The following is a 24,876-nucleotide window of genomic DNA, read 5'->3' on the forward strand; positions in this document are numbered from 1 at the left end:
GGGCATGCGTTTTTTTTATGCCCGAATGTTTGAGTGTATTTTGCGCTGGCTGAAAAGCAGGGCAAACAAAAAGCCGGTCTCCCTTAGGGAAAACCGGCTTTTTGGAGTTAACGGTTTTTACCGTTTGGCAAGCGGCACATAGTCACGCTGCGGTGCGCCAATATAAAGCTGGCGAGGGCGGCTGATACGCTGGCCCGGTTCTTCAATCATTTCCTTCCACTGGCTTACCCAGCCTGTGGTGCGGGCAACGGCAAACAGCACGGTGAACATGCTGGTGGGGATGCCCATAGCCTTGAGAATGATGCCGGAGTAGAAGTCCACATTCGGGTAGAGCTTGCGCTGCACGAAGTAATCATCGCTCAGGGCAATTCTTTCCAGCTCAACAGCAAGATCCAGCAGCGGGTCATCCTTAATGCCAAGTTCTGTCAGCACTTCGTGGCAGGTCTGCTGCATGATCTTCGCACGTGGGTCGAAGTTCTTGTAAACGCGGTGGCCAAAGCCCATCAGCTTCACGCCGCTGTTCTTATCCTTCACCTGCGCAATAAAGGCGGGAATGTTTTCCTTTTTGCCAATATGCGCCAGCATTTTCAGCACGGCTTCATTGGCGCCACCGTGTGCGGGTCCCCACAGGGCGGCAATGCCCGCAGCAATACATGCAAACGGATTGGCGCCCGTAGAACCGGCAAGGCGCACGGTGGAGGTAGAAGCATTCTGTTCATGATCGGCATGCAGGATCAGAATCCGGTTCATGGCGCGGGCCAGAACAGGGTTGACCTTGTAAGGCTCGGACATGCGCGCGAACATCATGGACAGGAAGTTTTCTGCGTAGTTCAGATCATTCCGCGGATAGATAAAGGCTTCGCCCTGCGTGTATTTGTAAGCCCATGCCGCAATGGTTGGAATTTTGGCAATCAGCCGCATGGCTGCCAGATCCCGGTTGGCGGGAATGGCGATATCGTTGGCATCTGGGTAGAAGGCAGACAAAGCCCCAACCGTGCCGCACAGAATGGCCATTGGGTGGGCATCACGCCGGAAGCCGTTAAAGAAGTTACGGATCTGCTCGTGCAGCAGCGTATGGTTTGTAAGGGTGTTGGTGAAGGTGTCGTACTGTGCCTTGTTGGGCAGTTCACCATTTAGAAGCAGATAAATAACTTCCTCATAGGAAGCATTTTCCGCCAGCTGGGCAATGGGGTAACCACGGTGCAGCAGAACGCCCTTGTCGCCATCAATAAAGGTGATTTTGCTGTTGCAGGCGGCTGTTTCCCCGTAACCTGGGTCAAACGTGAAAACGCCCAGTTGCGCAGGAAGTTTGCGGATGTCGACAACATCCGGTCCCAGAGTGCCTGAAAGCACAGGCATTTCGGCGGATTTTCCACCAACCGAAATGGTAGCGGTAGATAGCTTACCTTCTTTCTGCGACGCGCTCATTAGTGTTTCCTTTTGCATGTTTGGGCCACGGTCGCTGCTGCGGCCTGCTCGTTCCACTTTGTCACCTATTCAAAAGGAAACCGGAAGATTGCCGACGATAAACGAAGCGTTATCGGAACGGAGTATGCTTGGAAAACCACAGTTTTTTGGGATTAGGGTCGCGCGAATGTGTGCAAATACATGCTTTGGCCATCGCACATTTGCCAGTGTGTCATATCCGGCAATGTGTCGCTTCCATACATTTCAAAAATGGCAACGGCCCCTGGCGCGAATCCCTGGTCCAGTTCACTGGCCTGCATGTCTAAGTGGTGGGCTAATAAGGAAATACCCGGATTATGCCCTACCATCAGCACGGTAAAAGCTGAATCGGGCATCTGTTGAATACGGGCCAACAAAGCCTCGGGCGTGGCTTCGTAAATATCTGCGCAATAATCTGGAGTGGGGAGCGCAGGAGGCAGAGCGGCTAGCACACCCGCCAAGGTCTGCCGCGTGCGTAAGGCCGGGCTACATATAATACTATCAGGAACAATATGCTGCGCTGCCAGCCAATGCCCGCAGCGCCGTGCCGCCTCTTGCCCTGCAGGTGTAAGGGGGCGGTTCATATCAGCTTCGGCGCTGAAATCTCCTAACAGGGCGGAAGCCGCTTCAGCATGGCGAAGCAGAACAAGGCGACGCATGCGTGGGCCTTACGCCTTTGGGGCTTCGGCTGTTTGCCGTGCAATGGCTTCATGATGCCGGATAACTTCATGGATAATGAAGTTCAGGAACTTTTCAGCAAAGTCCGGGTCCAGATGCGCATCTTCGGCCAGTTTGCGCAGGCGGGCAATCTGCTGGGCCTCACGCGCAGGGTCTGCTGGCGGCATGTTGTAGCGTGCTTTAAGCGCCCCCACGGCCTTGGTGCAGCGGAAGCGTTCCGCCAGCATGGAAACCAAAGCGGAATCGATATTATCAATGCTGCGGCGCAGGTCCTGAAGGGCCTGAGTGGGGGAGATGGACTGGTCGTCTGTCACGGTCATGCTGTTCCGGTTCTGTCAGAATATGCACCAGCGCCTGTAAGATGCGCTGTGGTTGGTAAAGTCTGCTCAGGCTTTTTCCACAAAAGGTGGGGGCAGGTCTAGCCATGCCAGATGCCCCCCTTTGCCAGCACCTGTATCTACAAAAATGGCTTGCCCGCCAGAACGGCCGGGAATGGCCAACGGGCAGCCATTGGTGGAGCGCTGATCATGCCCGCAATAGATGGTGTAACCAGCGGGAATGGTGTTCACCCAGTTCAGTGTGCGTTCGGGGTATCCATCTGGCTGCATGCGGTTTGTGGTTTCCCCAAACAATGCGCGGGAAAGCAGATAGGTGACACGGCCTAACGGCGGAGGCGGAGGCTCCATCAACATGCGTGGGTCAAATGCGCCGTGCACAAAAACCGTCTTGCCCATAACCATCCATGCGGGGGCGTTTTCCAGCACAGGCAAAAGGGCATGCAGCACATCTGTGTTTTCTGGCCGGTAAAGCTGCGCCAGCGTGTCTTCCAGATGAGGGGTAGAGCGCAAACGCTTGCCCATAAGGGCGCGGCCAAGTTTGCGATCATGGTTGCCAATCAGGAACAGGCCGCGTTTTTCATGCATCACCTGCAACATCAGCCGCAAGACACCGGCGCTGTCTGGCCCGTAATCTACCAGATCGCCCAACTGAATCACAAAGCGGTCTGTGGCAACGGCGTGGCGGAAAGCATCCAGATCTCCATGCACGTCCCCCACAATGCGGAGTCCGTTTCGCATTGCATCTTTCACGTTTCCGTCATGGGGAAGCAGTTCAAGCATGGTGTTTTAATCCGTTATTTCCTTACTTCCATGTAGGCTTTTCGAGATCAAACAGGAACTGGAACAGCAAGTTTTTTTTCATTTACCGCCAGATCGTGCACAAGTATGTGACGCGCCAGCACGAACTGTTTGCGCTTACGTTATACGGGCAATCGGGTTTTTGAAAAAACAGCCTGAAACGGAAGGATAACATGCCACAGGTAGAAGAATGTGCTGGAGCGGCTTCAAACAGTTGCAGCCGTGCCTTCTTGGTGGTCTGTGCTTTCGGGAATTCGGAACAGTTTGAAAAAGAACAGGAAGCCCTCTCATGACAGAGCGCATTCGGAACGTCGCGCTGCGCAGTAAAGTATGTCCGGCAGAAACCGCATCCGAGTTGATCAAACACGGTGATGTGGTGGGCACCAGTGGTTTTACTGGTGCAGGCTACCCCAAGGAAGTACCCAAGGCGCTGGCCCGCCGGATGGAGGCTGCGCATGATCGGGGTGAGAAATACCAGATCAGCCTGATTACGGGTGCTTCTACCGGCCCACAGCTGGATGGTGAGCTGGCAAAGGCCAATGGGGTTTATTTCCGTTCACCGTTCAATACGGATGCCACCATGCGCAACCGTATCAATGCGGGTGAAACAGAATATTTTGATAACCACTTGGGGCAGGTGGCTGGCCGTGCCATTCAGGGCAATTACGGCAAGTTCAACATTGCTCTGGTGGAAGCGACGGCCATTACGGAAGATGGCGGCATTGTGCCCACATCTTCTGTTGGTAACTCCCAGACATTCCTCAATCTGGCTGACAAAGTCATTATTGAAGTGAATGAATGGCAGAACCCGGCGCTGGAAGGCATTCATGATATCTGGGATGGCAACGTAAGTGGTGCACCAACGCGTGATATTGTGCCGATTGTACGGGCAGACCAGCGCGTGGGCGGCACGGTTTTACGTGTAAACCCGGATAAAATTGCCGCCATTGTGCGCACGAATGATCGGGACAGAAACGCCCCGTTTGCTGCACCGGATGATACTGCCAAGGCCATTGCGGGCTATCTGCTTGATTTCTTTGGGCATGAAGTCAAACAGAACCGTCTGCCGCCATCACTTCTGCCGCTTCAGTCTGGCGTAGGCAACGTGGCCAACGCCGTGCTGGAAGGGCTCAAGGAAGGCCCATTTGAAAATTTGGTAGGGTATAGCGAGGTCATTCAGGATGGCATGCTGGCCATGCTGGATTCTGGCCGTATGCGCATTGCCTCTGCCACGTCTTTCTCACTCAGCCCGGAAGCCGCGGAAGAAATTAACAACCGTATGGATTTCTTCCGGAGCAAGATCATTCTGCGTCAGCAGGATGTCAGCAACAGTCCCGGTATTATCCGCCGTTTGGGCTGTATTGCCATGAACGGCATGATTGAGGCGGATATTTACGGCAACGTAAACTCCACCCGTGTGATGGGCTCCAAGATGATGAATGGTATTGGGGGTTCGGGTGACTTCGCCCGTAGCTCTTATCTGTCCATCTTCCTGTCGCCCTCCACGGCCAAAGGCGGCAAGATTTCTGCCATTGTGCCTATGGCCGCGCATGTGGACCACATCATGCAGGATGCGCAGATTTTTGTAACCGAGCAGGGTCTGGCAGATTTGCGTGGGCTTTCACCCGTGCAGCGTGCGCGTGAAATTATTTCCAAATGCGCACACCCGGATTACCGGCCAATGCTGCAGGATTACTTTGACCGCGCGCTCAAGAATTCCTTTGGCAAGCATACACCCCACCTGCTGACGGAAGCTCTTTCCTGGCATCAGCGGTTTATTGAAACAGGCTCCATGATGCCTGCTTAAAGTAAAGGGAGGGGCAGGTTTTCTGCCTCTTTTTTCTGGCTTCTTCCTGCATCTTCTAAAGCGAGGTGGGAAGAAGCCTTTTTATGCTCAGCTTTTGTTGGTTGTTGTATCGGCCAGTTGCGTAGGCTGCTGCGTAATCATGATATCTACGGGCCGTTCAGCCAGAAATTCGCTTGTGGAGCCTTTGGGGGCACCCGGATTATCCGTAATAATAGCTTCGGCATCGCGGTGCGTCAGCGCAAACAGATGCGGCGTGGCAGAGGGGGAAAGATACGCTGCATAAGGGTGGCGGCCAGCCAGCTTATGGGCTGCATAGGCATCCCGCTCGGAATTGACGGGAATGGCAACCATAATTTTGGAATCCGCATGTAAAACGGTTTCTGTGTCTTTATGGTCTGAAGGCACCAGAATAACTCTGTCCCGCATCCGGGTTTTGCGCACCAGTTTCACCACATTATCTGCACTGGCGCTGTTGATATCCAGCATGAGCAATGTGTTGGAGTGGTGGGCAGAAGCCAGCACGCCTTCCAGCTCGTTAGAACCGGGTTCCACCATAACGCGCCCATCTGGCCCATTGGCAAGTTCCAGCCGCAGCATGGAGGGCACGCCATCATGGGGGGAGGAGGTGGAAACCGGAGTGGTTACAAGCCCTGTGCCCGGTGTGCAAACAATCAGCCCGTGGTGGATGCGTGCCATAATGCCATAGGCCTTGGAGTGTTGCACAACCAGCGTTGTACCCACTGCCACGCACAGCCCAACAGCCAGAGCGATCTTTTTAAAGCAGCCACGAGAAGACTTGCTGCTCTGTTGCACAGAGATGTCAGCCGCCTTTTCAGGATGCGACATTCGGTTCTTCCTTATCATTCTGGCCAGCCATGGAGGCAGCCCGTGCCAGATCAACTGAAAGCACGCGGCTTACGCCTCGCTCCTGCATGGTAACACCAAACAGGTGGTCCATATGGGCCATAGTTAACTGATGGTGGGTTACCACCAGAAAACGGGTTCCCGCTTCGGTTACCATATCACCAAGTAGGGCGCTAAAGCGGCCCACATTGGCATCATCCAGCGGTGCGTCCACTTCGTCAAGAACGCATACTGGTGCAGGGTTACAGCGGAAAACCGCGAAAATCAATGACAATGCGGTTAAAGCTTGTTCACCCCCCGAAAGAAGGGAGAGTGTAGCAAGCTTTTTGCCCGGCGGCTGGGCGTAAATTTCCAGCCCGGCTTCCAGCGGATCATCACTCCCCACCAGCCCCAGATGCGCCCGCCCGCCACCAAACATACGGGTGAACAAAGACTGGAAGTGGTGGTCCACCTGCGTGAACACAGCCATCAGCCGTTCACGCCCTTCTTTATTTAGTGTGCCGATGGAGCCACGCAAGCGGCTGATGGCCGCTTCAAGGTCAGCAATCTCATCCGCCAGCGTGCGCGCTTGGGTGGAGGCTTCTTCTGCTTCAATTTCTGCACGCAGGTTAACCGGCCCCATATCTTCGCGTTCCCGCGTGAGGCGCGAGATTTTACGGCGCAGGGAGCTTTCGGCAGCTTCTGTCAGATCTCCGGTGGGTTGACGCGGCGGGGTGGGTGTATCAGCCAAAAGCTGATCCAGAATGGCCTGTGCCTGTTCACTTTTGGCATCTGCTTTCAGCAGGTTTTCACGCGCTGTGTTCAGTTCGGCTTCTGTACGGCGGCGCTGTTCATTGGCGGCATTTAAGGCAGATTCGGCTTCAGCGCGTATTTTATCGGCCTGTGCGTAGGCTTCTTCAGCCTCTTCCAATGCTGAAAGGGTTTGCTGCTTCTGGCGTTGCGCTTCGGCCGGAAGCTCTGAAACCTTGGTGTGTTCATTACGTGCCGTTTCCACGCGCTGGGCGGCGTTTTCAGCTTCTGCGTTGGCTGTGGCGGCGCGTTGGCTCCATTCTTCTTCTGCGGCCACCAGAGATGTCAGGCGCGTTTCCAGCGTTGATGCTTCGGCCTGCAGCGTGGCGCGCAGTTCTCGCGTGGCGTCTAGCTGGTTGGTAAGGGCCGCGCGTTGGGTGTGCAGATGGGCAAGCGTTTCCTCGGCATCCTGCGGCAGGGCGGCTGCTGTTTGGGCTTCGGTCTGTGTTGCGGCTATGAGTTTGTCTTGTGCGTCCTGCTGCTCTTGCTGCAATTCTTCCAGCCGAGGGGTTAGGGCGGCAATGCGGCTGCGCAGTGTAAGGGCCTGCTCCTGCATTTTTTGCTGCTGCTGCGTGCTGGCTTGGGCTGACTGTTCAGCTTGAGCAAAGGCGGATGAGGCCGTTTGAAAAGCCTGTTGCGCCTGTTCCAGATTATCTTGCGCGTCTTTCAGGGCCGCGGCTGTAGCATTTTCTGTTTGGGAAGATGTTAGGCGTTGCTCAAGTTCAAGAACATTGGCTTCTTCTGCTTCCAGATTCTGGCGCAGACGCAGGCGTTCTGGCGCAAGTGTTTCCAGCCGTGTTGTGGCGGCTGTGTGCTGGTTTTCTGTTTGGGTCTGTTTTTGCTGGACGCGTTGGAAGGTCTGTTCCGCCAGTTTAAGGGCTGTGCGGCAGTCCTGCTCAGCTTTTTGCGCGGCTGTATGCTGTTCCCTCGCAGTGGCAAGGGCTTGCTGAAAGTTTTGAGCCGGGGGCAAGGCCTGTTGTGCCATTGTGGCGGCTGCCAAGGCAGATTCGGCCTCGGCTTTGGCGGCCAGCGCGCGTTCCTGTTGGGGGCGGAGCGCATCTAACCTTGCCCGGAAAGATGTGTGCTGGCGTTCTAGCTCGGATTCCTGCGTGCGGGCTTTTTGCAGGCTTTGTTCCAGCTTGCTGCGCTCTACGCGCTGTTCCTGAGCCTGTTTTTCTCCAGCCTGCACATTGGTGCGGGCGGCTGCGGCTTTTTCTTCGGCCTGCGGAACATGCTGTTCCATTTCTGCAATACGGGCCGAGGTTTCGCGCAGAATGCGGCGCTGGGCCAACCTGCGGGCCGAGGAATCGGGCTCACCCGCGCGGGTGTAAAAACCATCCCACCGCCACAAATCACCAGCGCGAGAAACCAGACATTGCCCCGGTAGAAGTTGTGCCTGCAAGCTGGCGCCATCTGTGCCATCGGGCACAACGCCAGTATATGCCAGCACTCTGTTTAGTTCTGGCGGTGCGGTAATAACGGATTTAAGGGCAACGGCTTTACCGGGCAGAGGTGCGGCAGAGGCATCTTTCAGCAAATGCCAGCCACGGGGGGCATTGTCTGCTGCGGGAGCATCCAGCCCATCTGTGAGCGCTACAGCTAGCGCAACTTCATATTCCTCGGGAACAGTAACCTGAGCGGATATGGGTTCAGCCGAGGCTTCTTTCTCATTCCCCAGCGCTTCGGCCAAGCCTTCTGCTTGTGCACGCAGGCGGGTGAGTTCGGCTTGCAGGGTAGTAAGCCGCTGCTGGGTTTGTGTTTGTTCCTGCCGATGCTGTTGCAGGTTGCGCTCAGTTGTTTCCAGCGCCTGCACAACTTTTTGCAGAGCTTGTTCTTGGGTGGCACGTTGTTCCCGTGCTTGCTTCAGCGCATCTTCCGGCGGGGCTTGTGCCTGTGTTTTTTCCAGCGCTTGCGTAAGGGTCTGGGCTTCCTGCGTTGCGCGTTTAAGAGAAGATTCGGCTGCTCGCAGGGTGTTTTCTGCATTGCGGCGCTGGGCTTCTGCTTCCTGCGCAGCGCGGCTGGCATCGGTTAGTGCTGTATTGGTGTTCAGCCGTTCTGTTTCGGCTTTTTCCAGTGCCTCACGGGCAGCGTGCACGGCTTGGGCGGCGGCATCGGTTTCCTGCTTGAGTTGAAGCCGGATGCTTTCATCAACCAAAGCGGCAAGTGTATCGGCATGGCGTTTTTCCGCTTGGGCCAGATCAGCCTTGAGGGAAACCAGCCGAGAGCGCGCCTGTTCCAGCGTGCGGCGGAGCTCCGTCAGCGCTTGTTCAGCAGCCTGCGCGTTATTGCGCGCAACCGAAAGTGCTACGTTGCATTCAGAGCGTGTGCGTTCTGCCGCATCCAGTGTGGTTTTGGCGTTCTGGAAAGCGTTTTGGGCGTCTTCTACAGCTTTTTGTGTAGCCTGAATGGCTTCATTATCCGGCAGTTGCTGCTCTAGCGATGCAAGCTCGGCCTGTAATGCTGTGTATGCTGCCGCAATACGGGTATGGTGGTTTTGTGCCGCCGTCAGATTTTCGGCAGCGCGATCATGTGCCGCGCGTGCCGTGTTCAGTTCGGCGGTAAGCTGGGCGAGTTTCTGCTCTGTTTCTGCCAGCTCTTTGGCTAACGTCTGCTGCTTTGTTTCTGCTTCCGCCGTGCGCGTAGGCAGTGAGGCAATAGCGGCTTCTGTTTCTGCCTTTTCGGCCTTTAGGCGTTCAAGCGTTGCTGTGGCATCATCCAGACGAGTTTTGGCTGCGTCTGCATCCGCCTCATGCTGCTTCAGGCGTTCTGCGGCATCATTGGCCTGCGTGGCGGCACGTTCTTCTTCCCGCGCAACGCCTTCGGCCAATACGCGGCACCGTTCCAGCGCAGTGCGGGCCGCATCGGCTTTTTCTCTGGCACCGGGTAAAACCTTGTTGGCTTCAAATTCCGCAACCACAGCACTTTCTGCTGCTTCTTCATGCTCGGTCAGGGCTTTGCGGGCGCGGGCGGCGTTATCAATGGCGCGTTCTACAGCTAGCCGAGCGCGGGCATGTAATACGGCCAGAAGTTCTGTTTCGGCTTCTCGTAATGCAGCGGAAAGTTCACGATAACGGCTGGCATCGCGAGATTGCTCGGCCAGTCCATCCAACCGGTCGGAGAGTTGCTGGCGGCGGTCTTCCGCACGTGTCAGGTTGGATTCTGTAGCACGCAGTTTCAGTTCTGCTTCATGCCTGCGGGCATGCAGGCCGGTAATGCCTGCGGCTTCTTCCAAAATGGTGCGGCGTTCTTCTGGCCGCGCGCCAACCAGCATGGCCACGCGGCCTTGGCTGACCATGGCAGAAGAGCGTGCGCCAGATGCCAGATCGGCAAACAGGGTCTGCACATCTCGCGCACGTACGGGGCGGCCATTTATGCGGTAATCACTGCCAGATCCGCGTTCTGCCCGGCGGGTAATCTGCAGTTCGTCCATATCTGCAAAGGCAGCGGGACCAAAGCCCTTGGTGCCTTCCAGCGTAACAGTAACTTCGGCTAAAGACCGGGCAGGGCGGCCTGTGGTGCCTGCAAAAATAAGATCATCCATTTCCCCCCCACGGAGGGAACGCGCGGATGATTCACCCATCACCCAGCGCAGGGCTTCCACCACATTGGATTTGCCACACCCGTTGGGGCCGACAATGCCTGTCAGCCCGGGCAGAATTTCCACCGTTACCGGATCCGCAAAACTTTTGAATCCGACAATGCGCAGACGAACGAAACGAACTGTCATGCAGGTATAGGGCGCGGGCTCAGGACAACATGCGTAGGCTTAGCTGGCTTTCGCCAAGTATTTGGTGAAGTCCTCATAAGTCAGCGCGCTGGACACCTGCTCCTTGTTATTGAAGCGGAAGGTGGGGGTGGAATCAAAATGGAATTTGTCCTGCGCTTCCGTCTGCTGGTTCAGAATGAACTGCATGAGCTGCTGATCAGCAATGGCTTTTTCAAACGTATCGCCCGGCATGCCGGCAAAGGCCGCCATTTTCTTCAGTTCATCCTTCGGGCTGCCTTCCTTGATGTAGGCCCAGCGGTCCAGGCTGGAAAGCAGGGAGGAGCAGAAGGGCTCATACCGTTCTGGCGGCAGGGTGCGGGCCACCATGGCGGCAACTGTTGCAAGCTGATCTGTGGGGAAATCATGAAAAATGTAACGGATTTTCCCGGTATCAATCAGTTCTTTCTGCACCTGTGGGAAGGTGTTTTCTGCAAAGTGCGCGCAATGAATGCAGGTAAGGGAGAACCATTCTTCCACAACAACCTTGGCGTTCGGGTTGCCCAGTTCACGCGGGGTAAAGCGTGTATCCGTGGCATCTGCTGCCAGAGAAATACCGCGCAGGGCGGTGGAGGCAACGGCCAGACTTCCGGCAGCGAGAATGGAACGGCGGGTGAAAGACATGGAAATCCGGTCTCCCTTGGTGGGTGCAAATCAGTAAGCGGTTAAAGGCATGACGGCAGATTTGCTCTGCCGTCAACCCACAGATTTATCCGTGGCAGCAGATGTTTCGGCCTGAGCAGGCGTTGCAGACTGTTCGGCCAGCTTGCGCACGCGCACGCGGCGGATGTGCCGGGCATCTGCATCCAACACGCGGAAGAGATAGCCATTTTCATGCGTCAGCACTTCACCACGGGTGGGTACATGCCCAGCCATGCGGAACACAAGGCCGCCCACGGTTTCAATTTCGGCCTCTCTCTCACTGTCCGTCAGAATGGGGCCGATGGCTTTTTCAAATTCTTCAATCGGGCAGCGGGCATCTATATCGAAAGATCCATCCGGGCGTGGGGTGATCATGACGATAGCAGGCTCATCATGCTCATCCGAAATGTCACCCACAATGGTTTCAATCAGATCTTCAATGGTCACCAAACCATCAATGCCGCCGTATTCATCAATCACAAGCGCCATGTGGGTCTGACGCTGGCGCATTTGCAACAGCAGGTCCAGCACCGGAATTTGCGGCGCAATCATCAGCGGTTGGCGCAAAAGCACTTCCAGATTAAACGCCTCGCTGGTGCCAACATAGGCAATCAGATCCTTCACATGGATCATGCCTACAATATCATCCAACTGATCGCGATACACCGGCATGCGGGAATGGTTTTCCCGCCGCATCATGGCCAGCGCTTCATCCAGACTGATAGAAACCGGCATGGCCACAATATCGGCGCGGGGCACCATCACATCATCGGCGGAGATGTTGCGCAGACGTAGCACGTTGGCAATAAGTGCGCGTTCCTGCCTGTCTAGCTCCGGTTTTTCGCCCGTTGCAGATTCTTCGGGTTCATCCGCAGCTTGCTGCACAAGTGCGGCGATGGAACTGCGCAGATCGGTCTGATGTTTTTTGCGGTGGAAAAAGGAAAACAGGCCGCGACTGCTGGCTTCCTGCTTGTCTGACGAGGAATCGTGTTCGCTCATGATCGGGGCTTCCAAGGGTTGGGAACCCTGAGCCGCGAAAGCAGGCGGGATTCCAGCATTTCCATTTCGCGCGCTTCACCAGGGTGGTGGTGGTCATACCCAGCCAGATGGAGGCTGCCGTGAATGACCAGATGCGCAAGATGGTCTGCAACAGGTTTGCCGGCTTTGCGCGCTTCGCGCACTACGGTTTCCAGTGCCAGAATAATGTCTCCACCGGTAATGCCGGGCGGAGGTTCAAACGTCAGCACATTGGTGGGGCGGTGCTTGCCACGGTGGCGGCCGTTCAGTTCGCGCACCTCCCGATCTGTTGCAAGCACAACAGTATCGGGCAGGCCGCCATATTCTGAACAGGCGGCCAGAGCGCGCCAAACCAGCTGTTCCGGGTTGTGCACATAAGAGCGCCAGCGCCTATCCCGGATAAGGATTTCAGGGCCTTCGTTCTGCTCATCGGAAAAAACAGCCTGGAAAGGCAGGCTTTTTTCTGGGGCATCCATATCCTGCATAGGGATATGGGCGGGGCTACTTGGCGGTTCCATTTTTCTCCTGACGGCCCTTGCTACGGGAGGGTTCCCTTACAGCCGTCGCCTTTGCATCATAGGCTTCAATAATGCGGGCGACTAGCTTATGCCGCACCACATCTGTCGAATCAAAGCGGGAAATGGTAATTCCCTTGACGTTTTCAAGCGTTTCCACCGCATCACGCAGGCCGGAGGTGGTGCCTGCGGGCAGGTCGATCTGTGTGAGATCCCCCGTCACCACCATGCGGGAGCCGGGGCCAAGGCGGGTCAGAAACATCTTCATCTGCGCAATAGTGGTGTTCTGGGCTTCATCCAGAATAACAAAGGCATGAGAGAGCGTGCGCCCGCGCATAAAGGCCAGCGGAGCCACCTCAATATCCCCCGATGCCATGCGCCGCACGACCTGATCCCCCGGCAGCATATCATAAAGGGCATCGTATAGCGGGCGCAGGTAGGGGTCGATCTTGTCTTTCATATCTCCGGGCAAAAAGCCCAAGCGCTCACCAGCTTCCACTGCCGGGCGGGAGAGAATGATCCGATCAATGGAGCCAGCCTGCATCATGGCCACGGCCTGTGCCACGGCCAGATAGGTTTTGCCTGTGCCTGCGGGGCCAATACCAAACACCAGCTCCTTTTTGGCCAGCGCTTTCATATATGCAGCCTGACCGGGGGAGCGGGGCTCAATATTGCCATGCCGCATACGGATAACGGGCAGATCGCCTTCCATTTCCGGGGCAGCCTGCGGGGTGTTGGGGAGAATGCTGGTGGTGTTCTGGGGCGGTCGGGACATGCGTATGGCGGCCTCTATGCTGCTGATATCCACGTTTTCGCCTGCTGCCAGTTTTTGGTACAGCACGCTTAGTACCGCACGTGTGCGGGCCGTTTGTTCAGGAACACCTTGGATGGAAATGCGGTTGCCGCGCCGGGCAACCTCCACTTCCAAACCTTCTTCCAAGCAGCGCAGGTGCTTGTCGTGGTCTCCCACAAGGCGCGCCAGAAGGGTGTTATCTTCAAACTGCAGGGTAGCAGAGGCATGGGGCATTTCTGCAGCCATGCGGGGTGAGGCGGAAATACGCGTGCTACTCAAGCGGACACACACTCCTCTTCTAAAACGCCGGACAGGGAGTTGGTCAGGCGTTCAACAATACGCACGGGCAGTTCCTTGCCAATCAGATGCTTGGGCCCAGAAACATGCACAGGCTGCAACCACGGAGAACGTCCGGCAATCTGCCCCGGTTTCCGTCCTTCTGAGGTAAACAGAACAGGAATGGTTTTACCCACAAGTGTTGCATTAAAGGCATCCTGCTGTTCACGCAGCAGGGCCTGCAAGGCTTGTAAGCGGGTATCCTTCACATCCTCTGGCACCTGCATGCCAGCGCCTGCGGCTGGGGTGCCGGGGCGTGGGGAGTATTTGAAGGAATAAGCCAGAGCAAAGCCAACATCACGCACAAGCTGCATGGTGGCTTCAAAGTCCTCATCCGTTTCACCGGGGTGGCCCACAATGAAATCGGATGAAAGCGCAAGATCTGGCCGGGCTTCACGCAGGCGGCGCACGATATCCCGATATTCATCTGCCGTGTGGCCACGGTTCATGGCACGCAGGATACGGTCAGACCCCGCCTGAACTGGTAGATGCAGGAAGGGCATAAGCTGCGGCAGATCACGGTGGGCGGCTATCAGCGCATCATTCATGTCCCGCGGGTGGGATGTCATGTAACGGATGCGCGAAAGGCCGGGCAGCTTGGCAAGTTCATATGCCAGTTTTGGCAAATCCCACGTTGAGCCATCCGGCCCTTCACCATGATAAGCGTTTACGTTCTGCCCCAGCAGGCAGATATCCTTTACGCCGCTTTCCACCATCCGGCGTGCTTCTGCCAGTACGGAAAGCACGGACCGGCTGCTTTCTGCCCCACGTGTGTAAGGCACCACGCAGAAGGAGCAGAATTTATCACACCCTTCCTGAATGGTCAGGAAAGCCGTGTAATTGCCTGCGGTTTGAGGGGCTTCCGCTTCTGGCAGAAAATCGAATTTCTGTTCTGCGGGAAAATCCGTTTCAATAACGGCACCGCCGGCACGGGCTGCACGGGCCACCATTTCTGGCAGGCGGTGATAGGTTTGCGGGCCCAGCACAATATCTACATACGGTGCGCGGGCCAGAATTTCCTGCCCCTCGGCCTGCGCCACGCACCCGGCTACGGCAATAATGGTGTGCTGCCCGGATGTTTCCCGCGCTTCCTTGATTTTGCGCAGGCGGCCGAGTTCTGAAAACACCTTTTCTGCCGCTTTATCCCGAATGTGGCAGGTGTTCAGGATGATCATGTCTGCTGTATCTGGCGTGGCAACTGGCTGATAGCCAAGTGGCCGCAGAACATCCCCCATGCGTGCACTATCATACACATTCATCTGGCAACCCCACGTAATAACGTGCAGGCCACGGGCAGGGGATGTGTTGGCTGGGGTTCCGGTCATGATGGCAGGCGCTCCGCTATGCCGCTGGCCCATTCCATGCGGCAGGTGGAGGAAATCGGGCCAGAGCGCGTGCAGGTCAAGCCTCTTTTCTCACCAAGGCGAGAATAGTGGAGATGTCAGAACGGCCAAAAAGTATTCTGACGCTTAACAGACCGAATGTTCCTTATGGGTTTGGTGGCCTGTAACAGCCACCTGTTTTGCTGCCTAAAGTCTTATACGTATTGAAGCAAAAAATGAGGCGGTTCTGTCAAGTATCCTTTTGGCTTTCTTGACAGAAGGCGGCAGAAAATTAGCGGGCAGGGTGGCGGGGTTAAACCGGCCTTTTATAACCGTAGGCTTGCGGTTTTGGCGCAGTTCCGCCGCACCTATGGAAACAGCCTTCCATGCCGCCTGTGCCAGAGCCTTGCGGCTTGGGAACATATCAGGGTCCAGCGGTTCGTGCAGCAACACGGTTGCGCGGGAGCGCTTCCACTTCAGCAAGGACCATACATGGGGGCCAAGGTCCATATCTCCGTACCATGAAAACACAGGGCGGCGGAGGCGGGAAATGGGCAGGTCTTCCAACCGGTCATACACAAGGGATACGGGCTGGATCAGGGGCGTCATGCCCGGTTCGAAGGTGATGGGCAGAAGGCTTTTATCCATGCCTTCCTTCAGCCGAGGCAATTTTGCGATGGCAAAAAAGGCGGACATGAACGGCAGCACGCGGGAGCCATCGGATGAAGTGCCTTCAGGGAACAGGACAAGATTATCCCCTTCCACCATGCGGCGGATCATTTCATCCCGCTCACGCCCGGTGGTGCTGCGCTGGCGGCTGACAAAAATGGTGCGTCCGATTTGGGAGACCAAGCCCATGATGGGCCATTTTTCAATATCGCCCTTGGCCACAAACACGGAAGGCAGAATGGTGCCCAGCACCGGCACATCCAACCAGGACATGTGGTTGCAAATATAGATAACGGGCCGTTCACCCCGCTGGCGGGCCTTTAGGCCACCCACCGTGCCCACGCGTTGCCCCACAACATGGATCTGCAACCCGATAATACGGCACAGCACACCCCAGATCACCCGCGTCCAGCGGATTTTGGGTGTGCCGGGCACAAGCAGCAGGCAGGCTTCAAAACCCACAGACAGCGGCACCCAAACAACCAGCGCACCAAGGCGCAGGGCCGCCCTTAAATCTGCCGTGCGGCGGAAATAGGCTTCCACCCACGCAGGTAAAGGGGAAATGCCATGGGGCTTCTTTTTGGGGGAAGCGTAGGGGGGGCGGGTTTGGTCAGACGGGCGTGGTGTCATCGTTTCATTTCTGCCAGACACAGCTCTGTCGGACAAACGCGCCCGGCAGCGGCGCAGATGGAATGAAAAAGCATGCGCTCTCTTACCGCGATTTTAGCCGGCTGGACAATCCATCTCCCAATTTAAGCGTAACAGAAGCTGTTTTCGGCTTCGGCACCGCATTTTTGTCATGGTATGTGCATAAAAGGGTTTGTAAGCAGAACTTTGACAAATAGGTGGCAGGCAGATTTTAGTGAGGACACGCAAGAACAACATGCTGAACAGGCTTGCTCTCACTGCGAATCGTGTTCTGGCTGGTGCCGCCTTGTGGGGTGCATCGTCCTGTCTGTCATGGTCATGGGCGGCAAACCCGCAGCCGTACACCACCAAGCTGGTGCCTACGGGGGAGGCGGATCTGGATACGGCTATCAAAAGCTCATCCGATCTCCAGTCTCTCCAAGCCACGCATGCGGTGGGGCCGTTTGCATTGGCCGGGCGTGTGCGGAATGAATATGACCGCCTGCGCACCGCGCTGGAAAGCTGCGGGTATTACGCAGGCACGGTGCATATCACCCTCAGCCGGAATGGCGGCAAAGATGCCGTGAAGATGGACGGGATGTCTCCCGCTCTTTCGCAATGGATCGAATCCGTACCATCAGGTGAGAAAATTCAGGCCGAGGTGAAGGTGGATAAAGGCCCACTGTTTCATCTGGGCACCGTCACACTGGTAGATGATAAAACCGGCAAACCACCTGTTTTGACGGATGCCCAGAAAAAAGCCTTTGGCCTTGCGTCGGGCCAGCCTGCGGTTGCCAAAACGGTGCTGGATGGTGGCAGCAATCTGATGGACGCCTTGCGTGAGGATGGGCATGCCCTCGCCACGGTGGAAAAACCCAAAGCCTATCTGGAACCCACCACACATACGCTGAACATTACCTACCCCGTAACGCCGGGCCCGGTGCTGAATATTGGCAAGATAGACACAACCGGCCTGAAGCAGGTGCATGAAAAGTTCGTGCGCCGCCGTATGACGGTGCAGGAAGGGCAGCTTTATCAGCCCTCTAAAATTGAAAATGCACGGCAGGATCTGGCCTCCGTTGGGGTATTTTCCAACGTAACGGTGCAGGATGCCTCCACCTACGCAGTGGATGGCACCATGCCGCTTGATTTCAGCTTTAAGGAAGCCAAGCGCCACTCTGTAGGGGCAGAAGGTGGTTATTCCACAGATTTGGGTGCCCGCGCTGGTGGATCATGGACACATTATAACCTGTTGGGCAATGCAGAACGCCTGCGTCTTACCGCACTGATTACCGGCCTTGGCGGCTCCGCCCAGCAGGGTTTGGGGTATGATGTGTATGCAGATTTTTTCAAACCCGATTTTCTGGAACGCAACCAGAATTTGAGTGCGCGTATTGAAGGGCTGCGGCAGTTGTTCTGGTCCTACCGGCAGACGGCGTTTTTGATCCGTGGCGGTATTACGCGCCCGTTGGCAAAAAACTGGAACGGCAGCTTTGGATTGATGGCCGAGCAGGAAAAGATCGAACAGTTTGATGTAACGCGTGATTACACCATTATTTCTGCCCCGCTTTCCGTCATGTTTGATAACACCGGTGTGGGGAACCCTATTGAACCTGCAACGCACGGCGTGCGCGCCAGTATGAGCATTACGCCCTCTGTTTCCTTGGGGAACAAGGGTAGTGGCACCTCGTTTTTTGCCATCCTGAACGGTACGGCCTCTACCTATTTTGACCTGCACCATCTGGGCATCAGCAAGCCGGGCAACAGTGTTCTGGCTTTCCGCGGCATGGTTGGCAGTATTCAGGGTGCCAGCACGTGGGATATTCCGCCAGATCAGCGCTTGTATGCAGGGGGTAGCTCCACGGTGCGAGGCTTCCGCTGGCAGGGCGTGGGGCCGCAGTATAAAAATACGCGCTATGCCATTGGCGGAACTTCTCTGGATGCAGGGAGCGCCGAATTCCGCCAAAGAATTATCGGTAATGTGGGTATGGCCGGGTTTATAGATGCCGGTCAGGTTGGTAGCAGCAGTTTGCCATTTACCGGCAAGCTGCGCGTGGGTGCTGGCGGGGGCGTGCGTTATTATACGCCCATTGGCCCCATTCGGCTGGATGTTGCCGTACCCCTTAACCGCGCCCCACGGGGCGATAAGTGGGACCTGTATATCGGCCTTGGGGAGACATTCTAATGGCCGATACGCCAGAACCCATTCTGCCGCGCACTCCGGATAAACCTGCCCGCCCGCTCTGGCGGCGTATGGGGCGCATTGCCCTTATAACTGGTGGTTCTCTGGTTGGTATAACCGGCCTTGCTGTGGCTGTTTTGCTGGTGGGGGCCAATACCGGGCCGGGCCGCAAAATGCTTATGCATCAGGCATCCTCCCTTACGGGCGGGATGATCGGGCTTTCGGGTATGTCTGGGCGCTTCCCCGATAACTTCCGGCTGGATACGCTGGAAATTCGCGATAAACAGGGCGCTTGGCTTACGCTGCATAACGTGGCGCTTAATTGGTCACCTTTGGCTATAATTGGGCGGACAGCGCGTATTTACGCCGTTACGGCAGATGAACTGGATATTCCACGCCTGCCTGTGTCTGACCCAGCCAAGCCCGCGACACCTTCCAAAAGTTCGCCTTCCGCGCTGCATCTGGGTGTGGATATTCGCAAGCTTGCGGTGGGGCGTATTAATGTGGGGGCTGCACTTGCGGGTTCTCCCGCCAGTTTTGCTCTGGCTGGGCATGGCAAGATTTCAAACATTGATCCGGTTATCAACGGGCTCAGTCTGCCGTCTCTGCCGGGGGCAGATATTGCCCTGCACCTGAAAAGGCTGGATGCCGCCGGACAGATTGATCTGGCAACTACTACAGGCAAAGGCAAGCTGAGCCTGCATCTGGATGCCAGCGAGGGCACGGATGGTTTTGCCGCCACACGCCTGAAAATGCCGCAACTGGTGCCTTTGGCGCTCAAGCTGGATATCAATGGGCCACCATCTGCCGCTGTACTAGGCTTTGCCGCTTCTGCCGGGGATATAAAAGCCCATGCAGATGGCGTGCTGGATCTGCTGGCCGAAAAGCTGGGCAATTTGAATACCGGGGTAGATGCGCCAGCCATGTCCCTTTCGCCTGATCTGGCATGGGGCGGTATTCATTTAGGGGCGCAGCTTCACGGTAAAATGGCCGCACCGCTGGGCACGGCGCAGGTGCAGGTAGATCAGCTTGCTGCATCTGGCGCTGGCGTGGGTACGCTGAAAGTTCAGTTCTCGGGGGAGAACGGCAGTGCCGATATGGCCAATTTGCTGCATGTGGTGGCAACGGCAGATGGCGTGCGCCTGCCGGGCAAGGCACCTACGCTGCTGGCTTCTGCCCCGTTGCAGCTTGATGCGCAGTTGGAGCCACAAAAACCCGGCAAGCCGCTGGCCTTTACGCTTTCTCACCCTTTACTGAATCTTTCTGGCAATGTGCAATCAGCGGCTCCGCAGCGCGGCACGGTGGCGTTAAAGCTGCCTGATCTGCTACCGTTTGGTGAAATGGCCGGCACGCCTTTGCGCGGCAGTGCTGGTATGAACGCACAGTTTGACCTTCCCGCAAAGCCGGAGGGAGACACACACCTTACAGCAGATGGCACGCTGGCCATTACGGGGGGGCAGCCTCAGGCCGCCGGGTTGATTGGGACGGATGGCAAGTTTGCTCTTACGGCCACCATGCGGCCCTTGGCTGCGCAGGATAAGTTGCCAGCAGCCAAGCAGATTGACCTGCAAAGTCTGACAGTAGATGGCCGTGCCCTGAACCTTAAAGGTGGCGGGCAGGTAAATACAGGCCGGGATATGGATCTGGCGTTTGATCTGGGCCTGACAGATCTGGCGCGGGCATTACCTTCCCTGCGTGGGGCGCTCACGCTGGCCTTGCAGGCCAAAGGCCCGATGCAGGATTTTACTGCCACACTCCATGCGAAGGGAGACCCCGGCACCGCCACCATGCCGCGTGGGCCGATAGAGTTGGATGCCAATGTGCAGCACTTGCCCACTGCGCCAGAAGGTACGGTGCAGGCACATGGCACGCTTAACCGCGCACCATTGTTGCTGGATGTGGCATTGGCCCAAAGCGCACAGGGTGACAGGCAAGTTGATATTCGCAAACTGTCATGGAACAGCGTGGCCGGGCAGGGGCAGCTTTCTCTCCCCACAGGTGAGGTGGTGCCGCTGGGCACGTTGGACCTGAAGGTTGGGCGCTTGGCAGATTTTCGCCCGCTTATTGGGCAGGCTATTTCTGGCGCGCTGGCGGCTTCTGTTAAAACCACGCAGGTGGCGGATAAACCTCAGGTTGCCCTTAAGCTGGATGGCAACGTGGCCATGCCCAGTGTGAAAATTGGCTCTCTGGCTCTGGCTGGCACGGTAAAAGATCCGGCAGCTCACCCCAATGCTGATCTTACACTTAAACTGGGTGGTCTTTCTGCTTCTGGCGTAACCGGGCAGGCGCGCCTGAGTGCCAAAGGGCCGGATAACGCTATGGCGCTCACCGCGCAGGTGGGCCCAGCAAGCTGGTCTGGCAGCCCCTTGATGCTGGATACCGCAGCCCTGTTAAACCTGCCTGCCAAACAGGTGAAAGTGCAGCGGCTGAATGCCACCGCCAAGCAGGAAACACTGCGCCTTTTGGCACCTGCATTGGTCTCGTTCGGGGATACGATGGGGGTTGATCGGCTGCGGGCCACGTTGGTAACCGCAGGCAGCCAACCCGCTACCATTGATGTTGCAGGCAAGATCAAGCCCTCTTTGGCCGTTACGGCGGACATTCGCAATTTAACGCCCGCACTGGCGCATCCGTTTGCGCCAGATTTTAAGGCATCCGGCACGGTTTCCGTTCAGGCCAAGGTGGCGGGAACGTTAAATGCCCCCCAAGGGCAGGTGAAGCTGACCGGGCGAGATTTGCGCATGGCTGGCAGTTCTGCCGCTGCGTCCATTCCGCCATTGCATCTGGATGCCGCAGCCAATCTGGCAGGAAGTTCTGCCAAGGTGCAGGTTGCCGCGGGCGCTGGCCCCAAGTTGAACATGAACGTGGCAGGTACAGCCCCGCTGAACAAAACCGGCCCGATGAATTTGCGCGTAAATGGCAATCTGGATTTAAGCATTGCCAATGGCATTCTGGGTGCGCAGGCGCGGCAGGCGTTGGGGCAGGCCCAGATGGCGCTGCTGGTTGCGGGCACCATGACCTCCCCCCGCGTAACTGGCACGGTTGATCTGCGCGATGCCGATGTGCAGGATTTTGCCCAAGGCTTCCATCTGGCCAATATCAATGGCCGCGTGGTGGGAGAGAACGACAAAATAGTTATTCAGAACCTTACGGCCAAGGCGGGTGATGGCAGCTTGGGCGTAACCGGGTTTGTGGGTATTGGCTCCCCCGGCATGCCGCTGGATATTCACTTGCAGGCCCATGATGCCCGGCCCATTTCCAGTGACCTGCTAACAGCGGTGATGAACGCAGATATTGCCGTAAAAGGGCAGGTGCAAACCCGCATGGATGTTGATGGCACGGTGGATTTGCGGCGTGTGGAAATCAATATTCCCAATTCCTTGCCATCTTCCGTGGCACGGTTGGATGTTGTGCGCCCCGGTGATGAGCAAAAGCAGGCGGAAGCTGCTAAGGCGGAAAGTACAAAGTCTGCTGTTATCGGGTTGAATCTCAATGTCACATCACCGGGCAAATTTTTTGTGCGCGGGCATGGTTTGGATGCCGAAATGGCAGGTAGGCTGAAAGTTGGCGGCACCACACAGGCGCCGTTGATGAGCGGCGGGTTTGATCTCAAGCGCGGCAACTTTGATCTGGCCGGTATTTCGCTCAACTTCACCAAAGGGCGGGTGGCCTTTAATGGCTCCGGCGTTGGCCATAAAATGGACCCCACGCTGGATTTTGAGGCTGACCGCGCCGTGCAGGGCCAAACGGCCATGCTCAAGGTGGGCGGTTATGCCAGCGCGCCTAAAATTACGTTTGAATCCATGCCACCCCTGCCGCAGGATCAGGTTCTGGCCATGCTGCTATTTGGCACAGATGCGCACTCTCTTTCCTCCACGCAGATGGTGGAACTGGGCACGGCACTGGCCACGCTTACAGGGCTTACGCCGTTTGACCCCATGGGTACTATCCGCAAAACCTTGCATCTGGACCGCTTGGCCATTGGCGGCGGCTCTGGCGTGGGGAATGGTGGCACCAGTGTTGAGGCCGGCAAATATGTGATGAAAGGCGTTTACGTAGGCGCCAAGCAGGCCACTTCTGGTTCTGGCACGCAGGCGCAGGTGCAGGTTGACCTGACAAAGCACCTGAAGCTGAACACAACGGTGGGCACAGGCGGCACCGTCACCGGCTTTACCACCCCGGAAAATGATCCGGGGAGCAGCGTGGGGCTGCTGTGGCAGTATCGTTACTAAGCATTCAGGCGGATATTTGAGGCGCTCTTTCTAACAAGCGCCTCAAATCATGCGTTAGTCTGAAAGGCTGAAATCCACCACGACTGGCACATGGTCGGAGGGGCTTTCCCAATCTCGCGCCTCACGTACAACCGTCATGCCGTGTAGGTTTGGCAGAAGGTCGGGCGTCATCCATACGTGGTCCAGACGGCGGCCGCGGTTAGATTTCTTCCAATCCCGGTTGCGGTAAGACCACCACGTATAAAGTTTTTCATCCGCTGGTACAAAATGGCGCATGGCGTCTACAAAGCCTGTTTGCAACCAGCGGTTTAGGCGCTCTGTTTCCGGCGGGGTGTGGCTGACAATTTTAAGAAGTTGTTTGTGGCTCCATACATCGTGCTCAAGTGGCGCAATGTTGAAGTCCCCCACCAGCACCGTGCGGTTGAGCGGGCGAGACTGAAACCACTCGGTTACTTCCTCAACAAACGCCAGTTTGTGAGCAAATTTGGGGTTGGTTTCCGGGTCTGGCTCATCCCCACCTGCGGGAATGTAAAAATCGTGCAGTTCCACTTCGCCTTCTGGCGCGCATACGGTGGCGGCCACGTGGCGGCAATCTTCCTTGCCGTACCATACCGGCGTTTGCGTGACAGGCTTTAACGGATGGCGAGAAAGAATGGCCACGCCGTTATAGCCTTTCATGCCCCGGTAATGCAGGTGCTCAAAACCCAGAGCCTTTACGCCATCTTCGGGAAACAAAGGATCCGGCACCTTGGTTTCCTGTAGGCACACAACATCTGGGGCAAGATGCCGCACCAGCTTTTCAAGCAGAGGCAGGCGCAGGCGGAGGGAATTGATGTTCCATGTTACTAATCGCATGCGCCGTGGCATGACGGATTGCGGTTTGCAGGGCAAGCAAAAACAGGCGCATAAGTGGGGTAGGTGGAACCCGGCTGTTCCCTTGTAATTTCATGTAACAGGGCCATTTTCTAAATCATGACAACCCAACCTTCTTCCGTTTCTCCGGATGCAGTTGCGCTGCATCGTGCCTTGTTCACTCTGGATAGCCATATCGATATTCCGTGGCCCGACCGGAATGATGCGTTTGAGGATACGGCAGACAGGCGGGTGGATCTGCCCAAAATGCAGCAGGGCGGCATGTCTGCCGGGTGCTTTGTGGCATATATCGCCCAAGCCGCCATAGACCGGGAAGGACACACACAGGCGCAGCAGCAGTGTCTGGCTATGCTGGATGCCATAGGCCGCATGCAGGGCACCCATAACGGTATCAGCGCACGTGTATGCTCCACTGTGGCGGATATGCGCGCTGCGTTTGAGGAAGGCGTGCTGGTTGTTGTTCCGGCAGTGGAAAATGGCTACGGCATGGGGGATGATCCCGCATTGCTCAAGCAGTTTCGGGCCAAGGGTGCGCGGTATGTTACCCTAACTCATAATGGCCATAACGCGCTGGCAGATGCGGCCATCCATCGCCCCAGCCTTGGGGATGCACCACAGCGGCACCACGGCCTTTCCGCCCTTGGGCGTGAAGCGATTGCCGAAATGAACCGCCTAGGCATTGTGGTGGATGTGTCTCATTCCTCCAAACAAACCATGCTTCAGGCGGTGCAGGTTTCTGCCACACCTATTGTGGCTAGCCATTCCTGCGTGCGCACGCTTTGTGATCACCCGCGCAATCTGGATGATGAGCAGTTGGATGCGCTGAAGGAAAGTGGTGGTGTTATCCAGATTACGGCCATGCCCGCGTTTTTGAAGCCCAAGCCGGAGGAAGGTAAACGGCAGGGTTTTGTAGCCGATCTGGTGGACCATATTGATTACGTTGTGCGCAGGTTGGGGCCAGAATACGTAGGTATTTCCTCAGATTTCGATGGCGGTGGTGCGCTGGAAGATTGGCAGAACGCCACACAGGGCGTGAACATCACTGCCGAGTTGATGCGCCGTGGATATGATAAAAGTGAAATTGCAGCTTTCTGGGGAGAAAACTTTCTGCGCGTGTTGGAAAAGGCGGAACAGGTGGCAGAACAAAGCAGGATTGCATGAGAACAAAAAACTGCAAAAATTGTC

Annotated in this window: 17 protein-coding genes; 4 read left to right on the forward strand and 13 right to left on the reverse strand. The window is 56.5% G+C overall.

Annotated elements, in window-relative coordinates; translation table 11 throughout:
• Positions 1-117 precede the first annotated feature (117 nt).
• From gltA to APA10_RS13605, 4 genes are all read right to left on the reverse strand, one after another.
• Complete coding sequence (gene gltA / locus APA10_RS13590) at positions 118-1,428, reverse strand: citrate synthase (protein ID WP_012812828.1); 1,311 nt, start codon at positions 1,426-1,428, stop codon at positions 118-120.
• 152 nt (positions 1,429-1,580) lie between these two features.
• Positions 1,581-2,105: a SixA phosphatase family protein gene (locus tag APA10_RS13595; protein ID WP_003628678.1), complete on the reverse strand. Its 525-nt coding sequence runs from the start codon at positions 2,103-2,105 to the stop codon at positions 1,581-1,583.
• Between the two features lie 9 nt (positions 2,106-2,114).
• Positions 2,115-2,444 carry a chorismate mutase gene (locus tag APA10_RS13600; protein WP_003622972.1) on the reverse strand — a complete coding sequence of 110 codons (330 nt, stop codon included), beginning with the start codon at positions 2,442-2,444 and terminating at the stop codon, positions 2,115-2,117.
• Positions 2,445-2,510: 66 nt separating this feature from the next.
• Complete coding sequence (locus APA10_RS13605; protein WP_003628679.1) at positions 2,511-3,242, reverse strand: metallophosphoesterase; 732 nt, start codon at positions 3,240-3,242, stop codon at positions 2,511-2,513.
• Positions 3,243-3,549: 307 nt separating this feature from the next.
• On the opposite strand from APA10_RS13605, the gene APA10_RS13610 reads away from it, so the two are divergent.
• Positions 3,550-5,067, forward strand: coding sequence for an acetyl-CoA hydrolase/transferase family protein (locus APA10_RS13610; RefSeq protein WP_003628680.1), 1,518 nt, complete (start codon positions 3,550-3,552; stop codon positions 5,065-5,067).
• A gap of 87 nt (positions 5,068-5,154) precedes the next feature.
• On the opposite strand, the gene APA10_RS13615 is transcribed toward APA10_RS13610, so the two are convergent.
• The 8 genes from APA10_RS13615 to APA10_RS13650 all read right to left on the reverse strand — a co-directional run bounded on the left by APA10_RS13615 (position 5,155) and on the right by APA10_RS13650 (position 16,407).
• Positions 5,155-5,913, reverse strand: a complete 759-nt coding sequence (locus APA10_RS13615; protein WP_003628682.1) for a hypothetical protein — start codon at positions 5,911-5,913, stop codon at positions 5,155-5,157.
• The gene (locus tag APA10_RS13620) at positions 5,900-10,447 is read right to left on the reverse strand and encodes an AAA family ATPase (RefSeq protein ID WP_003628683.1); all 4,548 of its coding nucleotides are present in this window, start codon (positions 10,445-10,447) and stop codon (positions 5,900-5,902) included. Before APA10_RS13620 ends, APA10_RS13615 begins: the two co-directional genes overlap by 14 nt.
• Before the next feature lie 39 nt (positions 10,448-10,486).
• A complete protein-coding gene (locus tag APA10_RS13625; protein WP_003628684.1) occupies positions 10,487-11,107 on the reverse strand; it encodes a thioredoxin domain-containing protein in 621 nt (206 codons plus the stop codon).
• Between the two features lie 72 nt (positions 11,108-11,179).
• On the reverse strand, positions 11,180-12,124 hold the full coding sequence (locus APA10_RS13630) for a hemolysin family protein (protein ID WP_035365595.1): 945 nt from the start codon (positions 12,122-12,124) through the stop codon (positions 11,180-11,182).
• Positions 12,121-12,627, reverse strand: a complete 507-nt coding sequence (gene ybeY / locus APA10_RS13635; protein WP_003622984.1) for an rRNA maturation RNase YbeY — start codon at positions 12,625-12,627, stop codon at positions 12,121-12,123. The genes APA10_RS13630 and ybeY overlap by 4 nt, the downstream gene beginning before the upstream one ends.
• A 16-nt stretch (positions 12,628-12,643) precedes the next feature.
• Positions 12,644-13,741, reverse strand: a complete 1,098-nt coding sequence (locus APA10_RS13640; RefSeq protein WP_174714308.1) for a PhoH family protein — start codon at positions 13,739-13,741, stop codon at positions 12,644-12,646.
• Positions 13,726-15,144: a tRNA (N6-isopentenyl adenosine(37)-C2)-methylthiotransferase MiaB gene (gene miaB / locus APA10_RS13645; protein ID WP_050923439.1), complete on the reverse strand. Its 1,419-nt coding sequence runs from the start codon at positions 15,142-15,144 to the stop codon at positions 13,726-13,728. Before miaB ends, APA10_RS13640 begins: the two co-directional genes overlap by 16 nt.
• A 171-nt stretch (positions 15,145-15,315) precedes the next feature.
• Complete coding sequence (locus APA10_RS13650) at positions 15,316-16,407, reverse strand: lysophospholipid acyltransferase family protein (RefSeq protein ID WP_003628690.1); 1,092 nt, start codon at positions 16,405-16,407, stop codon at positions 15,316-15,318.
• A gap of 253 nt (positions 16,408-16,660) precedes the next feature.
• Here APA10_RS13650 and APA10_RS13655 point away from each other — a divergent pair, with 253 nt between their 5' ends.
• Together APA10_RS13655 and APA10_RS13660 are read left to right on the forward strand one after the other, a co-directional pair.
• The gene (locus tag APA10_RS13655; protein WP_003628692.1) at positions 16,661-18,589 is read left to right on the forward strand and encodes an autotransporter assembly complex protein TamA; all 1,929 of its coding nucleotides are present in this window, start codon (positions 16,661-16,663) and stop codon (positions 18,587-18,589) included.
• Positions 18,589-22,818 carry a translocation/assembly module TamB domain-containing protein gene (locus APA10_RS13660; protein WP_035367817.1) on the forward strand — a complete coding sequence of 1,410 codons (4,230 nt, stop codon included), beginning with the start codon at positions 18,589-18,591 and terminating at the stop codon, positions 22,816-22,818. Before APA10_RS13655 ends, APA10_RS13660 begins: the two co-directional genes overlap by 1 nt.
• Positions 22,819-22,872: 54 nt before the next feature.
• Here APA10_RS13660 and APA10_RS13665 read toward each other — a convergent pair whose 3' ends face one another.
• Complete coding sequence (locus tag APA10_RS13665; protein WP_035365597.1) at positions 22,873-23,685, reverse strand: exodeoxyribonuclease III; 813 nt, start codon at positions 23,683-23,685, stop codon at positions 22,873-22,875.
• Positions 23,686-23,790: 105 nt separating this feature from the next.
• On the opposite strand from APA10_RS13665, the gene APA10_RS13670 reads away from it, so the two are divergent.
• A complete protein-coding gene (locus tag APA10_RS13670) occupies positions 23,791-24,852 on the forward strand; it encodes a dipeptidase (RefSeq protein ID WP_003628696.1) in 1,062 nt (353 codons plus the stop codon).
• Positions 24,853-24,876: the final 24 nt, after the last annotated feature.

The organism is Acetobacter pasteurianus subsp. pasteurianus LMG 1262 = NBRC 106471, assembly GCF_000285275.1.
Lineage (GTDB): Bacteria > Pseudomonadota > Alphaproteobacteria > Acetobacterales > Acetobacteraceae > Acetobacter > Acetobacter pasteurianus.

Bases quoted from the DNA above. Each gene is read 5' to 3' on its own strand.
- APA10_RS13595 (WP_003628678.1), bottom strand. From the start codon at position 2,105: ATGCGTCGCCTTGTTCTGCTTCGCCATGCTGAAGCGGCTTCCGCCCTG.
- APA10_RS13605 (WP_003628679.1), bottom strand. From the start codon at position 3,242: ATGCTTGAACTGCTTCCCCATGACGGAAACGTGAAAGATGCAATGCGA.
- APA10_RS13665 (WP_035365597.1), bottom strand. From the start codon at position 23,685: ATGCCACGGCGCATGCGATTAGTAACATGGAACATCAATTCCCTCCGC.
- APA10_RS13660 (WP_035367817.1), top strand. From the start codon at position 18,589: ATGGCCGATACGCCAGAACCCATTCTGCCGCGCACTCCGGATAAACCT.
- APA10_RS13600 (WP_003622972.1), bottom strand. From the start codon at position 2,444: ATGACCGTGACAGACGACCAGTCCATCTCCCCCACTCAGGCCCTTCAG.
- APA10_RS13655 (WP_003628692.1), top strand. From the start codon at position 16,661: ATGCTGAACAGGCTTGCTCTCACTGCGAATCGTGTTCTGGCTGGTGCC.
- APA10_RS13625 (WP_003628684.1), bottom strand. From the start codon at position 11,107: ATGTCTTTCACCCGCCGTTCCATTCTCGCTGCCGGAAGTCTGGCCGTT.
- APA10_RS13670 (WP_003628696.1), top strand. From the start codon at position 23,791: ATGACAACCCAACCTTCTTCCGTTTCTCCGGATGCAGTTGCGCTGCAT.
- APA10_RS13610 (WP_003628680.1), top strand. From the start codon at position 3,550: ATGACAGAGCGCATTCGGAACGTCGCGCTGCGCAGTAAAGTATGTCCG.
- APA10_RS13615 (WP_003628682.1), bottom strand. From the start codon at position 5,913: ATGTCGCATCCTGAAAAGGCGGCTGACATCTCTGTGCAACAGAGCAGC.
- APA10_RS13620 (WP_003628683.1), bottom strand. From the start codon at position 10,447: ATGACAGTTCGTTTCGTTCGTCTGCGCATTGTCGGATTCAAAAGTTTT.
- APA10_RS13650 (WP_003628690.1), bottom strand. From the start codon at position 16,407: ATGACACCACGCCCGTCTGACCAAACCCGCCCCCCCTACGCTTCCCCC.
- ybeY (WP_003622984.1), bottom strand. From the start codon at position 12,627: ATGCAGGATATGGATGCCCCAGAAAAAAGCCTGCCTTTCCAGGCTGTT.
- gltA (WP_012812828.1), bottom strand. From the start codon at position 1,428: ATGAGCGCGTCGCAGAAAGAAGGTAAGCTATCTACCGCTACCATTTCG.
- APA10_RS13630 (WP_035365595.1), bottom strand. From the start codon at position 12,124: ATGAGCGAACACGATTCCTCGTCAGACAAGCAGGAAGCCAGCAGTCGC.
- miaB (WP_050923439.1), bottom strand. From the start codon at position 15,144: ATGGGCCAGCGGCATAGCGGAGCGCCTGCCATCATGACCGGAACCCCA.